The 13,253-nt window shown below is 61.7% G+C and carries 12 protein-coding genes; 5 read left to right on the top strand and 7 right to left on the bottom strand.

Annotation, left to right across the window (positions count from 1 at the left end; genetic code table 11):
* Positions 1–1,146: 1,146 nt before the first annotated feature.
* From ABGT79_RS02645 to ABGT79_RS02625, 5 genes are all read right to left on the bottom strand, one after another.
* Positions 1,147–1,911 carry an enoyl-ACP reductase gene (locus ABGT79_RS02645; protein WP_346664891.1) on the bottom strand — a complete coding sequence of 255 codons (765 nt, stop codon included), beginning with the start codon at positions 1,909–1,911 and terminating at the stop codon, positions 1,147–1,149.
* Between the two features lie 38 nt (positions 1,912–1,949).
* Positions 1,950–2,855, bottom strand: a complete 906-nt coding sequence (locus tag ABGT79_RS02640; protein ID WP_294489487.1) for a phosphoribosylaminoimidazolesuccinocarboxamide synthase — start codon at positions 2,853–2,855, stop codon at positions 1,950–1,952.
* Positions 2,856–2,895: 40 nt separating this feature from the next.
* A complete protein-coding gene (gene hisD / locus ABGT79_RS02635; protein ID WP_346664890.1) occupies positions 2,896–4,212 on the bottom strand; it encodes a histidinol dehydrogenase in 1,317 nt (438 codons plus the stop codon).
* Between the two features lie 112 nt (positions 4,213–4,324).
* A complete protein-coding gene (glmU, locus tag ABGT79_RS02630) occupies positions 4,325–5,713 on the bottom strand; it encodes a bifunctional UDP-N-acetylglucosamine diphosphorylase/glucosamine-1-phosphate N-acetyltransferase GlmU (RefSeq protein WP_346664889.1) in 1,389 nt (462 codons plus the stop codon).
* A 1-nt stretch (position 5,714) separates the two neighbouring features.
* Positions 5,715–5,924, bottom strand: a complete 210-nt coding sequence (locus ABGT79_RS02625; protein WP_294485305.1) for a DUF2065 domain-containing protein — start codon at positions 5,922–5,924, stop codon at positions 5,715–5,717.
* A gap of 175 nt (positions 5,925–6,099) precedes the next feature.
* On the opposite strand from ABGT79_RS02625, the gene ABGT79_RS02620 reads away from it, so the two are divergent.
* Together ABGT79_RS02620 and ABGT79_RS02615 are read left to right on the top strand one after the other, a co-directional pair.
* On the top strand, positions 6,100–7,065 hold the full coding sequence (locus ABGT79_RS02620) for a polyprenyl synthetase family protein (protein ID WP_346664888.1): 966 nt from the start codon (positions 6,100–6,102) through the stop codon (positions 7,063–7,065).
* 12 nt (positions 7,066–7,077) lie between these two features.
* Complete coding sequence (locus ABGT79_RS02615; RefSeq protein WP_346664887.1) at positions 7,078–8,133, top strand: DHH family phosphoesterase; 1,056 nt, start codon at positions 7,078–7,080, stop codon at positions 8,131–8,133.
* 533 nt (positions 8,134–8,666) lie between these two features.
* Here ABGT79_RS02615 and ABGT79_RS02610 read toward each other — a convergent pair.
* Positions 8,667–9,542, bottom strand: coding sequence for a LysR family transcriptional regulator (locus ABGT79_RS02610; protein ID WP_346664886.1), 876 nt, complete (start codon positions 9,540–9,542; stop codon positions 8,667–8,669).
* 96 nt (positions 9,543–9,638) lie between these two features.
* Between ABGT79_RS02610 and ABGT79_RS02605 the strand changes: the two genes are divergently transcribed.
* Both ABGT79_RS02605 and ABGT79_RS02600 read left to right on the top strand, forming a co-directional pair.
* Positions 9,639–10,205, top strand: a complete 567-nt coding sequence (locus ABGT79_RS02605; protein WP_346664885.1) for a chromate transporter — start codon at positions 9,639–9,641, stop codon at positions 10,203–10,205.
* The gene (locus tag ABGT79_RS02600) at positions 10,202–10,762 is read left to right on the top strand and encodes a chromate transporter (RefSeq protein WP_346664884.1); all 561 of its coding nucleotides are present in this window, start codon (positions 10,202–10,204) and stop codon (positions 10,760–10,762) included. Before ABGT79_RS02605 ends, ABGT79_RS02600 begins: the two co-directional genes overlap by 4 nt.
* A gap of 1,235 nt (positions 10,763–11,997) precedes the next feature.
* On the opposite strand, the gene ABGT79_RS02595 is transcribed toward ABGT79_RS02600, so the two are convergent.
* Positions 11,998–12,285, bottom strand: coding sequence for a chorismate mutase (locus tag ABGT79_RS02595; protein WP_294485293.1), 288 nt, complete (start codon positions 12,283–12,285; stop codon positions 11,998–12,000).
* Positions 12,286–12,573: 288 nt separating this feature from the next.
* Here ABGT79_RS02595 and ABGT79_RS02590 point away from each other — a divergent pair, with 288 nt between their 5' ends.
* Complete coding sequence (locus ABGT79_RS02590; RefSeq protein ID WP_346664883.1) at positions 12,574–13,248, top strand: hypothetical protein; 675 nt, start codon at positions 12,574–12,576, stop codon at positions 13,246–13,248.
* The last annotated feature ends 5 nt before the right edge of the window (positions 13,249–13,253 follow it).

Genomic DNA, 13,253 nt, shown 5'->3' with positions numbered 1-13,253 from the left:
CTGCCCTTCCCCCAACTCTACCCTAATCTCCCCCCAGGCGGAAGAGCCCACGGAAAGGCAGAAAAGACAGAAAGGCAGGAAAGGCAGGAAAGGCATGCGGGGGAAATAATTCCCCCCGCGCCCCCCTGTTTCTGCCTTCCGGCTTCGCCGGTTCGGCAGGACAGGGTGAACGGGAAGACTATGCGCGGAGCAAAGGGCGAGGGGGAGAGTGAAGGCCGGAAGGCGTTCTCTCAACGCTCTGGGGCCCCGGGCGACATCAGGAGCCCGGCCGACGGGCATAAGCAGGCGGGATTCACTCCCGCCGTTAAACGCAATGCCCGTCGTACAAGTCCCGCAGCCCGTACAGCGTGTCTTGCACAAACGAGCCTGCGTACTCTTCGGGACACTGCAAGGTCAGAAATAATTCCCCCCGCGCCCCCCTGTTTCTGCCTTCCGGCTTCGCCGGTTCGGCAGGACAGGGTGAACGGGAAGGCAAGGGCGCGGAAGTTTGGAAAGGCGGGAACTGCGGATTCCGGGGAGCTTGGCAGGCGTTGTTCGGGCCGCGGACGCAGTGCAGGTGTGCGCTGCTGCGCCCACCTGCGGTGGCCGACTCCTGTCCGGCCTGCGCCGGACAGTCGTGAGTAAGGAAGAGATTTCCAGATGTTTTTTTTGGGGGGGGAACATTAAGGGTGGTCAATGTAGACCGGAAAGTGTTCTCTCAACGTTTTGGGGGCCCCGGGCGACATCAGGAGCCCGGCCGACGGGCATAAGCAGCCGGAATTCACTTCCGGCGTTAAACTCAATGTCCGTCGTACAAGTCCCGCAGACCGTACAGCATGTCTTGCGCAAACTGGGCGTGGGGACGCAGACAGAGGGAAAATTTGAGCAGGGGAGGGACGGAGAGACCCGCTGACGGACGGGAGGGAACTTTCGAGAGAGAAGGTCGTTGTTGATCTGAGGAGAAGTTTTGAGCAGAAGGGAGGGAACCTGTGCCTGAGGGGAAGTGAAAAGACGTGAAGGCGTGGGAAATCGCTTCCGTACACCCAAAAAGCTGCGGGACGGACCCGAGAGGGTTCGTCCCGCAAATTATGGGGGTTCGGGGGAGATTATCTCCCCCGATGCCTTTCCTGTCTTTCTTGTCTTTTCTGCCTTTCTGCCTTTTCTCTCTTACAGAGCGGTGCTCTGGAAGCCGTTGTCGACGTAGAGGATTTCGCCGGTGACGCCGGAGGCGAGGTCGGAGGCGAGGAAGGCGGCGGCGTTGCCGACTTCGTCGATGGTGACGAGGCGGTGGAGGGGGGCGCGTTTTTCGAACATGGCGCCGATCTGGTGGAAGTCGGAGATGCCGGAGGACGCGAGGGTACGGATGGGGCCGGCGCTGATGGCGTTGACGCGGACGTTGACGGGTCCGAAGTCGGTGGCGAGGTAGCGCACGGAGGCTTCAAGGGCGGCCTTGGCGACGCCCATCACGTTGTAGTTGGGGATCATTTTTTCGGAGCCGTAGTAGGTCATGCAGATGACGGAGGCGCCGGGGTTGAGCAGGGGTTCAAAGGCCTTGCAGAGGGCCACGAGGGAGTAGGCGGACACGTCGAGGGCGAGCTTGAAGCCGTCGCGGGAGGTATCGAGGTAGCGGCCCTTGAGGTCGTCCTTGGAAGCGAAGGCCACGGAATGGACGAGCACGTCCACCTTGCCCCACTTTTCCTTCACGAGTTCGGCGGAGCGGGCGATGTCTTCGTCGCTGGAGACGTCGCAGGGGAAGGTGAAGTCGCCGGAAAGTTCTTCGGAAATGGGTTCGACGCGTTTTTTGAGGGCGTCGTTGAGGTAGCTGAACGCCAGGGAAGCGCCTTCGCGGCGGAAGGCGGAAGAGATGCCGTAGGCGATGCTGTGCTTATTGGCCACGCCGAAGATGACGGCTTTTTTTCCTTCAAGAATCATAGGTATTCCTCTCCTTTTCTGATGGTTGCCTGGGGAGGTTACAGGGAGCGGCCGGTGATGAGGCGGAAGGCTTCCTGATATTTTTCCGCGGTGGTGTCGCGCACGGTGGGGGTGAGGGCGGGAGCCGGAGGCGTCTTGTCCCACACCTGGGTTTCGAGCCAGTCGCGCAGGTACTGCTTGTCGAAGCTGGGCTGGCTGTGGCCGGGTTCGTAGCTGTCGGCGGGCCAGAAGCGGGAGGAATCGGGGGTGAGCACTTCGTCGATGAGGGTGAGCTGACCGTCCACGATGCCGAATTCAAACTTGGTGTCGGCAATGATGATGCCGCGGCTGGCGGCGTATTCCGAGGCTTCGCGGTAGATGGCGAGGGAGGTTTCGGCGGCCTTGTCGGCGAGGTCCTTGCCGACGATTTCACGCATCTTTTCGAGGCTGATGTTTTCGTCGTGGGTGCCCATTTCGCCCTTGGTGGAGGGGGTGAACATGATTTCGGGCAGCTTGTCGGATTCCTTCAGGCCGGCGGGCAGATGCACGCCGCAGAGGGTGCCGTCCTTCTTGTAGGACTTCCAGCCGGAACCGGCGATGTAGCCGCGCACGATGCATTCGGCCTTGAGGGGCTGTGCCTTCTTGGCGAGCACGGAGCGGCCGACGAGCTGATCGCGGTAGGGCTGGAGCGAAGCCGGATACTTGTCCACGTCGGATTCGATGATGTGGTTGGGAATGAGGTGGGCGAACTTGTTCATCCAGAAGAGGGTGAGCTGGTTCAGAATGACGCCCTTCCACGGAATGGGTTCGCCGAGGATGACGTCGAAGGCGGACATGCGGTCGGTGGTGACGAGCAGAAGGGTGTTTTCGTCGATATCGTAGATGTCGCGGACCTTGCCCTTGGAGTGGAGCTTGAAGCCGGGAAGGTCGGTGGTGGTGATAACGGGATAGGGAAGCTGTTTCATGGGAAACCTCGTGAGTGAAGGGCGTTGGTGGGCGGCGGGATCAGCCGCGGAGTTCCACGGAACGGGCGTGAGCTTCCAGACCTTCGAGCCTGGCGAGCAGGGCGATGGAGGAGGCGTGGGCGCTGGTGAACTGTGCCGAAGCCGCCACTATGCTGGTGCGCTTGGAGAAGGTCTGCACGCTGAGCGCGGAGGAGTGGCGGGCCGTGCCGAGCGTGGGAAGCACGTGATTGGGGCCTGCGTAGTAGTCGCCGACGGGTTCGGGGGAATACTGGCCCATGAACACGGCGCCGGCGTGGCGGATGGCGGGCAGCACTTCCCAGGGAGAGGAGGTGCAGAGTTCCATGTGTTCGGGGGCGATGCGGTTGGCCATGTCCACGCCCACGGAAAGGTCGGGCACGAGGATGATGGCTCCCCAGTTTTCGAGGGAGGCGCGGGCGATGTCGACGCGGGGCAGTTCGGCCACGCGGCGGTCGAGGGCGGCGGAAACGCGATCGGCGAGCAGAGAGCTCGTGGTGATGAGAATGGCCGAGGCGAGCTTGTCGTGTTCGGCCTGGGAGAGCATGTCGGCGGCGACCCATTCAGGATTGGCGCTTTCGTCGGCAAGCACGAGAATTTCGCTGGGACCGGCGATCATGTCGATGCCGACCTTGCCCTGCACGAGCTTCTTGGCGGTGGTGACGAAGATGTTGCCCGGGCCTGCGATGACGTCCACGGGACGGATTTCCTGGGTGCCGTAGGCGAGCGCGCCGATGGACCAGGGGCCGCCCACGCGATAGACTTCATTGATGTCGAGCAGGTAGGCGGCGGCGAGCATGTAGGGATTGAGGGTGCCGTCGGCGCGGGGGGGCGTGACCACGGCGATTTCCTTCACGCCTGCGACCTGCGCGGGAATCGCGCCCATGAGCATGGAGGAGATGAGGGGGGTGTTGCCGCCCTTGCCGCCGGGCACGTAGAGACCGGCGCGGTCCACGGGTTCGATCTTCTGACCGAGAATGGATCCGTCTTCGCGGGTGATGAACCAGGATTTGTCCTTCTGGGCCTCGTGGAAGGTGCGGATGTGCGAGGCTGCTTCCACGATGACGCTGCGTTCTTCGCCGGAAATGGAAGCCGCGGCGCGGGCGAGTTCTTCCTGCGGAACGGCGAGGGGCGGTTCAATGTCGGGGGCGTCGAACTGGCGGGTGCGCTCGATGAGCGCCTGATCGCCGCGTTCGCGCACGTCCGCGAGAATGGCGCGCACCTGATTTTCCACATCCTGCCCGTTGCCGTCGGCGGGATTGCCGCGTTCGGCCAGACGGCGGAACAGCTCGGCGGCTTCCGCGTCGGCGGGCGACTTGATGTTCAATATACGACAAGACATTGATGACTCCTTGCTGTTGGAAGCATGCGGCGGGCCGGAGCGTCGTCGCGTTGCAAAGAATGGAGATTCCGGGGGCAATAGTCAAGTTTTGCGCCGCGTCTTGCGCGCCGCGTCACTTTCTGCGTTCCTTGATGACCTGTCTGCCCCGGCCGAGGGCGAGCTTTCCGGCAGGCACGTCTTCCACGATGACGGAGCCCGCGCCGACGAGGGCGTTGTCGCCCACGGTCACGGGGGCCACGAGCGCCGTGTTGCTGCCGATGAAGCAGCCTTCGCCTATCACGGTACGGAACTTGTTTTTTCCGTCGTAGTTGCAGGTGATGGTGCCCGCGCCGAAGTTCACGCCCGGGCCGACTTCGGCGTCGCCGAGGTAGGTGAGGTGATTGGCCTTCGAGCCCTTGCCTAGGCGGGTCTTCTTGAGTTCCACGAAGTTGCCCACGTGGGCGTTTTCATCGACGAAGGCCTGCGGACGCAGTCTTGCGTAGGGGCCGATGAGCGCGCCGCTTTTCACTTCCGCCTTTTCGATGTGGCAGAATTCGCGGATCTCCGTGCCGCCGTCGATGCGGGCGTCGCGCAGCACGCAGTGCGAGAGAATGCGCGCGCCGCTTTTGATTTCGCTGTCGCCGTAGATTTCGCAGGGGCCGAAGATTTCCGCGCCCTTTTCCACGCGGGAGAGCGGGCTTACGCGCACGAGCGAGGGAGCATGCAGCACCACGCCCGAAGCGAGCAGTTCGTCGGCGCGGCGCTTGGCGAGAATTTCTTCGGCCGCGGCGAGTTCCGCGGGCATGTTCACGCCGAGCAGGGCCGTTTTTTCGCAGCCCGCGCCCTCGGCGCGTATGCCGCGCACGTCCATGCCTTCGGCGAGGCCCAGCGCGACAAGATCGGTAATGTAATATTCCCCGCCGCGGTTGTCGCAGGTGAGGCGCGGCAGCAGACGGCGCGCCGCGGGCAGAGAAAAGAGATAGATGCCCGTATTCACTTCGTGCGCGTCTTCGAGCGGGCCGTAGAGGGCGGGATCGAAGTCCCTGGCCTCCACGATGGCGCTCACCCTGCCCTCGCGGCGCACCACGCGGCCGTAGGCGGCGGCGTCTTCGAGTTCGAGGCTCAGAAAGGCCGCGTCCGCGCCTTCTGCGGCGTCGAGAAAGTGATTGAGCACCTCGGGGGTGACGAGGGGCGCGTCGCCGTTCACCACGAGCACGCAGCCGTCGCCGTCAAGCTCGGGCATGGCGGTCATGAGGGCGTGGCCGGTGCCGAGCTGCTTTTCCTGCCGGATGCAGGAGGAGGCAATGCCCAGCCTCTCGGCCGTGCGGGCGGCCTCGGCGGAAACCATGTCGGCCTCGTTGCCCACCAGAGTGAGAATGCGGTTCACGCGGGGCATGGCCGCCAGCGTGGACGTGACCAGCGCAAGCATGGTTTCGCCAAGAAGCGTCTGGAGCACCTTGGGCCTGGGGGAGGGCATGCGCGTGCCCTTGCCGGCCGCGAGAATGAGGGCGTCGATATTCATGTCAGTCTCCACGGAGAAAACGGCCCGCGGCGCACACGGCAACGCCGAGAACCATGAGGAAAATGCCTCCCCTGCGCAGCGTCTCTTCAGGCAGCGAGAGCATTTCGAGAAGCGTCTGACGCGTTTTGCCGGGCGAAATGAGCCAGGGCAGCGCTTCGAGAACGCAGGCCAGGCCGAGCGCGGTGAGGAAGAGGGAAAAATTGAAATTCATCGGGGCAGTATCCTAGGTATCGGCCGACTTGTAAAGAGGGTTTTTGCCTTCTCATGCCGTGCGGCGCCGGGCTTTGCGGGAACAGCGGGACGAAAATGCTTGCGAAGAATGAAAAATGCGTTCAAAACGTAGGGAAAGATTCTCCGCGACGCCCGCAGGGCAAAGGTCTGAATTTATGATAACGTTTGTGTCCGTGCTGAAATACGAGCAGGTGAAGGTCAACGCCGCTCTGGAAAGGGAACTGGCCGCCATGCCCGCGCCTCTGCGCGATATTGTTGGACATGTGCTTCTTGCGGGCGGCAAGCGCCTTCGTCCGCTCATGACGCTCGCCTCGGCGCGCCTGTTCGGAGCGGAAGGCGACGGCCTCTACGACGTGGCCGTGATTCCCGAAATGATTCACGTCGCCACGCTGCTGCACGACGACGTGCTCGACGGCGCATCCTCGCGCCGCGGCCGGGTTTCGGCGCACGTGCTCTACGACGTGCCGCGGGCCATTCTCGCGGGCGATGCGCTGCTCGCCGCGGCAAGTCACAAGACCTCGTCGTTCGGCAGGCCCGAGCTTCTCGCCTGCGTGTCGGAATCGGTGCTCATGACCGCCGCGGGCGAAACCCATGAAATTGCGCTTCAGCATTCGCTCTCGCACAGCCACGCGGAATACGTGGACGTCGTGGCCGGAAAAACGGGCTGGCTCATCCGCGGCTCGTGCCGTCTGGGCGCGCTGTACGCCAAGGCGTCGCCTGCGGACGTGGACGCCATTTCCGACTATGGTCTGAACCTCGGCATCGCCTTCCAGATGGTGGACGACGCCCTCGATTTCGCCGACGAAGCGGAAACCGGCAAGCCCACCGCCGGCGATCTGGAAGAGGGCAAGTTCACGCCGCCTATCATGAAATATCTGGAGTTCCTGCCCCGCTGCGACAGAGAGGGATTCTGCGAGAAGTTCCGCAACGGCTCCTTCACCCCTGAGGACAGGGCGCGCATTGCCGCGGACATACGCCGTCTCGGCTTCGACGCCGAATCCCGCGCCATGGCCGACGAATACCTCGACAAGGCGGAACGCTGTCTCGACGGACTGCCGCAGCGCTTCGAGCAGAAGCTCTTTCGGGAAGCACTGGAATTCGTGCGCAACCGAAAATCGTAGGAGCAGAAGATTATGGCTTATTTCCGCGTACTTTCCGCGCAGCTTGCGCAGCTTCAGGCTCTGCTTGTCAGGGAAGAGTCGTGGGCCATACTCATCACCGCCGACCCCGACGCTCTTGCCAGCGCCATGGCCCTTCAGCGCATCATACGCTCAAAAGTGAAGAGCGTGACCATCGCCCGCACCAACGAAATCACCCGGCCGGACAATCTGGCCATGATCCGGTATCTGAACATTCCGGTGGTGAAGTGGCGTCCTTCCATGCGCAGGAAGTTCCAGCGCTTCGCCCTGGTCGATTCGCAGGCGCATCACAATCCGGCGTTCGCGGATCTGGAGTTCTCCGTGGTCATCGATCATCATCCCAAGGCCGCGGAACCCTGCTCCGCGCCGTTTCAGGACATCCGTCCCGACTACGGCTCCGTGAGCACCATGATGACCGAATACCTCTATTCCGCAGGCATTCGCCCCGCAAGGCTGCTGGCCACCGCGCTGCAATACGGCATCCGCACCGACACCGCCACCTTCGGCCGAGGCTGCACCGACGTGGATCTGCGCGCCTATCATTATCTGAGCCGCTTCGGCGACGCCAATCTCATGAACCGCATCCTTCGCAGCGAATACATGCCCGAATGGCTTCCGTACTTCTCGCGCGCCTTTGAAACGCTGCGTCCCTGCGGACGCGGCAGCTACGTGTGGCTCGGCAAGGTGGAAAGTTCGGACATTCTCGTGGTCATTGCCGATTTCTTCCTCAAGGTTCACGGTCTGCGCTGGGTGGCAGTGTGCGGCGTGAGCGCCGGGAGGGTCATCGTGGTGTTCCGCGGCGGCTACGGCAAAATGGATCTCGGCGCCGTGGCGTCGTGCGTGTTCACCGGCGTGGGCGGTGGCGGCGGGCACAAGACCATGGCCAGAGCCGAGGCCGCGCTTGTCGATCTTCCCGGCGAGGCCCGCAGCGGCCTTGAGGAGTACGTGTTCCAGCTCATTTACTCGGCCGCGGAAAAACGCCGCAGAAGCATGTTCAGCCATCCGAAGAAGGTCGAGGCGGAACCCGAACCCGCGAGCCAGGACAAATAACGCCCGGCTGGGCGCTGCGGCCCGTTTTCACAGGACGCGCTGTACGCCTGCGGAACCTGCACAACGGGCATTGCGTTTAATGCCGGAAGTGCGCCTGCTTATGCCCGTCGGCGCGACCGTCTGAAGACAGGTCGCGGGCCCCAGATCGTTGAGAAGACATTTTTCGGTCTGCATTGTCAGCCTTCGCCGTTTCTTCCTTCCCAAAAAACATCTGGAAATCCTTTCCTTTGATACGACTGTCCGGCGCAGGCCGGACAGGAGTCGGCCACCGCAGGTGGGCGCAGCAGCGCACACCTGCACTGCGTCCGCAGTCCGAACAGCGCCGGCCGAGCACGCCCAGGCCTTGCGCTCCTTTCTGCCGTGCGTCCGGCGTTCGCGACTTATCCTGCAACCGCACTCCCGCCCGCCGAGGGCGAAGCCTGAGGCGGAAACAGGGGGGCGCGGGGGGAATTATTTCCCCCGCATGCCTTTCCTTTCTTTCTGCCTTTCCGGGGTTCGGGGCAGCGCCCCGAGGCTCTTTCCTGATCCCCTTCCTAATTTTTTCCGTCGAGACAGAGTTCAATGAATGCCTGGAGGGGCGGGGTGAGGTATTTGCTTTTGTGTCGGATGATGATGAAGTTTCGTTCGAGGGCTGGCTGGAGGGAGAAGGGGCTGACGCGGCCGGTGTGTACGCCGGGGGCGACGAGCAGTTCGGAGAGCACGGCGACGCCGAGGCCTGCGGCGACGCCGCTGATGATGGCCTGGTTGCTGACGCTTTCCCAGAGGGGACGGACGGAGAGCTGATCGAGGGCGAAGCAGGCGTCGAGGATTTCTCGGCTGCCGCTTCCTTTTTCTCTCAGGAGCAGGGGGAATCTGGCGAGTTCCGGCAGGGTGACGCCGGAGCGACCGGCGAGGGGGTGACCGGGCGGAGCGATGCCGCAGAGGCGGTCCTTTCTGAACGGGGTGCTGTGGATATCCGGGTGTTCGGGATTGTTTTCGATGAGTCCCACGTCAATGGCGTTATCCACGGCGAAGCGTTCTATGGTGGCGGAATTGTTGATGACGACTTCGGCGCGGATATCGGGAAATCGCTGTTTGCAGCGATCGAGCAGGGCGGGGAGCACATGGGTTCCCACGGTGATGCTTGCGCCTATGCGCAGGGTTCCGGCGCTGTTCCAGTCGGCCATGTGGTGTTCCATGTCGCGGAACAGGGAAACAATGTGCAGCGCGTAGCCGTAGAAGCTTCTGCCGCATTCGGTGGGAACGATTTTTCGTCCTGTGCGTTCAAACAGGCGCACGCCGTAGTGTTCTTCCAGTTCATGCACGGCGAGGCTTATGGACGGCTGCGCCACGTGAAGAATATGCGCCGCCCTCGTGATGCCTCCGGCCTGAAACACCGTCACGAAAATATGCAGATGTCGGAGCGTCATGGCGATACATAATTAAACGGTTATGGATTTCATCAGATAATACTATTTTACTTCTTAATCAATCCGATTCATGGTTGCTGCTCAAAGGAGCACGACATGGCAGGGCAACGCGGACTTTTATGGAAGCTGTTTTTTTCCACGCTGGAACTGAGCGCGTTCACCTTCGGGGGAGGCTACGTCATCGTTTCTCTCATGAAGAAGACGTTTGTGGACAAGTTTCACTGGATAGAGAACGATGAAATGCTGGATCTCGTGGCCATAGCGGAAACGGCGCCCGGCTCCATAGCCATCAGCGGGGCCATCGTGGTGGGCTACAAGCTGGCAGGACTTTTGGGCATGCTCATCACGGTGGTGGCCACCACGATTCCGCCGCTGGTCATCATATCGCTGATTGCGCTGGGCTATCGTGCCGTCGGCGACAACGAACTCGTGAAGCGGCTGCTTCTGGGCATGCAGGCCGGCGTGGGAGCCGTGATTTTCGCCGTGGTGTGGGACATGGCGAAAGGATACGTGAAAAAGCGCGATCTGACGGCAGTGCTCGTCATGGCGGGGGCGCTTGTTGCGGCGGTGTGCCTCCGCATCAACGTGATTTATGTGGTGCTGGCGTGCATCGGCGTGGGGCTCGTACACGCCATGCGCCTCATGAGGAGCAGAAAACAATGATGTACTGGGATATTTTTTTCTGTTTTCTCAAGATAGGCGCGTTCAGCTTCGGAGGCGGATACGCGGCCCTGCCGCTCATTCAGGGCGAGGTGGTGGGAAACTACGGATGGCTGTCCATGCGTGAGTTCACCGATCTCGTCACCATATCGCAAATGACGCCCGGCTCCATCGCGGTCAACGCGGCCACCTTCGTGGGCACGCGCCTGGCAGGTCTGCCCGGAGCCGTCATCGCTACCGCAGGCTGCGTGCTCCCGGCCTGCTTCATCGTCACACTGGTGGCTAAAATGTACTTGAAATACAGGGACATGACCCTGCTTCAAGGCGTGTTCGACATCCTGCGCCCGGCCGTGGTGGCCCTTATCGCCGCCTCCGGCGTGGATATCCTCATGTCGGCTTTCTGGAACCATGAAGCCTTCTCCTCCCTGCAGGACATCAACCTGCGCCTCGTCGCCCTGTTCGCCTTCAGCCTGGCCCTCCTCCTCAAGGCCAGAATGAACCCCATCCTCGTCATGCTGATCGCCGGCGTCATCGAAGCCTCCGTCTCCCTGCTGGAGTAGGAAGAAAGGCAGGAAGAGAGGAAAGGCAGGAAAGGCATGCGGGGGAAATAATTCCCCCCGCGCCCCCCTGATTCTGCCTCCCGGCTTCGCCGGTTCGGCAGGACAGGGTGAACGGGAAGATTATGCCCGAGGCAAAGGGCGAGGGGGAGTGCGGGCAGAAGGACCACTTTTCAACGCTCTGGGGCCCCGGGCGACGTCAGGAGCCCGGCCGACGGGCATAAGCAGGCGGGATTCACTCCCGCCGTTAAACGCAATGCCCGTCGTGCAAGTTCCGCAGAGCGTAGAGCATGTCTTGCGCAAACGGGCCTGCGAGTTTTTCGGGAGAACTGCAAGGTCAGAAATAATTTCCCCCGCACCCCCCTGATTCTGCCTCCCGGCTTCGTCGGTTCGGCAGGACAGGGTGAACGGGAAGATTATGACCGAGGCAAAGGGCGAGGGGGAGTGCGGGCAGAAGGGCCGCTTTTCAACGCTCTGGGGCCCCGGGCGACGTCAGGAGCCCGGCCGACGGGCATAAGCAGGCGGGATTCACTCCCGCCGTTAAACGCAATGCCCGTCGTGCAAGTGATGCAGCCCGTACAGCGTGTCTTGCGCAAACGGGCCTGCGAGTTTTTCGGGAGAACTGCAAGGTCAGAAATAATTCCCCCCGTGCCCCCCTGATTCTGCCTCCCGGCTTCGCCGGTTCGGCAGGACAGGGTGAACGGGAAGATTATGCCCGAGGCAAAGGGGAGGGGGAGTGCGGGCAGAAGGGCCGCTTTTCAACGCTCTGGGGCCCCGGGCGACGTCAGAAGCCCGGCCGACGGGCATAAGCAGGCGGGATTCACTCCCGCCGTTAAACGCAATGCCCGTCGTGCAAGTTCCGCAGAGCGTAGAGCATGTCTTGCGCAAACGGGACGTTGCGGACGCCGGGCGCGTGAAATAATTGTGCCGTGCGTGTCGATAGTGACCGCAAGCCGATAGTGTTCCCGCATCAGTGATGACAGGGTATCGCTGGCGATGGAGAAAACGAGGGGAGAAACCTCGTTTTGGTATTGCTGTCGTAAAGAAAAAAAGGCCGGGGGCGGTTTAATGATTCCTTATCCCCTGTGGCATTTTTCTGACTTTCGCTTTCCTTCCATCATCCGGTTCCCCCCCCTTCAAAAATTAAAAAGTTTTGAAAGGTGGGATGGGGCGCGGGGGAAGGGAGGGAAACTTTTTCAAAAGGTTCCCTCCCTTCCCCCGCCTAACATCTTCCTCTCTCACCAGCCCACGCGGGTGCAGGAGAAGATCATTTGCCAGATGTTGCCGATATGGGCGCTGCGCATGGGGCAGTCGGAGTCTTCGTTGAGTTTTTTCAGGCGGTCGATGGTTTGCTGTTCTCTGTCGTGGCTGAACACTTCCACGGGCATGCCGTAGCGGTGTTCGTCGGTCATGATGCGGCGGCTCAGGTTGAAGCGTCGGCGCACGAGGGTGAGCATTTCGTCGTCTATGGCGTCAATTTCCGCTCTCAGTTTTTCTATGGCCGCTTCCGATCTGGGGTCTGCCATGCGTAGCCTCGCAGGTATGGGGCGCGTTGGTGTGGTCTTCTTCGTGCGGGCGCGCCGTTTGCCGCTTTGCGGGAAAGAAGGCCGAACTTCGGGGGAATGCGTTGAACGTTCCCCATAAGCTGGGAATGCTCTTGCCGGGCGTCGGTGTCAAGGGCGGGGTTTTTGCCGCGCGCAAAATTTTTCCCCGTCTCGCCCCATTGCCGAGAACGGGCAAAAAGCGTATCTCTTTCAGGACATTTCCGCTCCGGCTACGGAGATCGGGATATTTCACCACAGGAGATGACAATAATGAACAGAAACATAGTTTCCGCTCTTGCCCTTGTGTCCATGCTGGCGCTGCTCGGCGGCTGCAACGAAGAAGCCAAGCCCCAGAAGCCCGTTCCTCAGTTCGGCGTGGTGCAGATTTCCAAGCTGTATCAGGATACGAAGCTCGGCAAGCAGGGCATAGCCCGCGTCGGCGAACTGGAAAACAAGGCCATGGCCGTTCTGACCGAACTTCAGCAGAAGGTCGAAAAGGCGCAGAAGGACAAGAACGAGGCCGAAGTGCAGCGTTTGCAGAAGCAGCTGCAGAGCCGCGTCTATTTCCTGCAGAACGTCATCAAGCAGGATCAGGAACACGTGATGAACGTGATGCAGACCGAAATGAAGAAAGCCTTTGAAAAGTGCCAGACCGAGCACGGTCTGTTTGGTCTGTTCAGCGACGAAGTCATGCCTTCCTACGCTCCCGAAGTGGATATGACGGAAGCCGTGAAGGCCATTCTCGACGCCGATCCCGCCACCTTCGGCGAGCTTCCTTCTCTGGAAAAGCCTGCGCTGCCCGAACCCGGCAACGCCACCGCTCCCGCCGACAAGGCTTCCGCCGATTCCGCCAAGGCTGCGGATCCCAAGGCTGCCTCTCCTGCCGACAAGGCCACCGCTCCCAAGGCCGCGGCTCCCGCTGAAAAGGCTCCCGCCGCGAAGTAGCGTTT

Source organism: uncultured Mailhella sp., from assembly GCF_963931295.1.
Taxonomy (GTDB): domain Bacteria; phylum Desulfobacterota; class Desulfovibrionia; order Desulfovibrionales; family Desulfovibrionaceae; genus Mailhella.
This window is presented reverse-complemented; position numbering and strand designations above follow the sequence as displayed.

Coding starts and splice junctions, on each gene's coding strand:
- hisD (WP_346664890.1), bottom strand. CDS start 4,212: ATGTCTTGTCGTATATTGAACATCAAGTCGCCCGCCGACGCGGAAGCC.
- ABGT79_RS02620 (WP_346664888.1), top strand. CDS start 6,100: ATGATAACGTTTGTGTCCGTGCTGAAATACGAGCAGGTGAAGGTCAAC.
- ABGT79_RS02640 (WP_294489487.1), bottom strand. CDS start 2,855: ATGAAACAGCTTCCCTATCCCGTTATCACCACCACCGACCTTCCCGGC.
- ABGT79_RS02590 (WP_346664883.1), top strand. CDS start 12,574: ATGAACAGAAACATAGTTTCCGCTCTTGCCCTTGTGTCCATGCTGGCG.
- ABGT79_RS02610 (WP_346664886.1), bottom strand. CDS start 9,542: ATGACGCTCCGACATCTGCATATTTTCGTGACGGTGTTTCAGGCCGGA.
- ABGT79_RS02625 (WP_294485305.1), bottom strand. CDS start 5,924: ATGAATTTCAATTTTTCCCTCTTCCTCACCGCGCTCGGCCTGGCCTGC.
- ABGT79_RS02615 (WP_346664887.1), top strand. CDS start 7,078: ATGGCTTATTTCCGCGTACTTTCCGCGCAGCTTGCGCAGCTTCAGGCT.
- glmU (WP_346664889.1), bottom strand. CDS start 5,713: ATGAATATCGACGCCCTCATTCTCGCGGCCGGCAAGGGCACGCGCATG.
- ABGT79_RS02595 (WP_294485293.1), bottom strand. CDS start 12,285: ATGGCAGACCCCAGATCGGAAGCGGCCATAGAAAAACTGAGAGCGGAA.
- ABGT79_RS02600 (WP_346664884.1), top strand. CDS start 10,202: ATGATGTACTGGGATATTTTTTTCTGTTTTCTCAAGATAGGCGCGTTC.
- ABGT79_RS02605 (WP_346664885.1), top strand. CDS start 9,639: ATGGCAGGGCAACGCGGACTTTTATGGAAGCTGTTTTTTTCCACGCTG.
- ABGT79_RS02645 (WP_346664891.1), bottom strand. CDS start 1,911: ATGATTCTTGAAGGAAAAAAAGCCGTCATCTTCGGCGTGGCCAATAAG.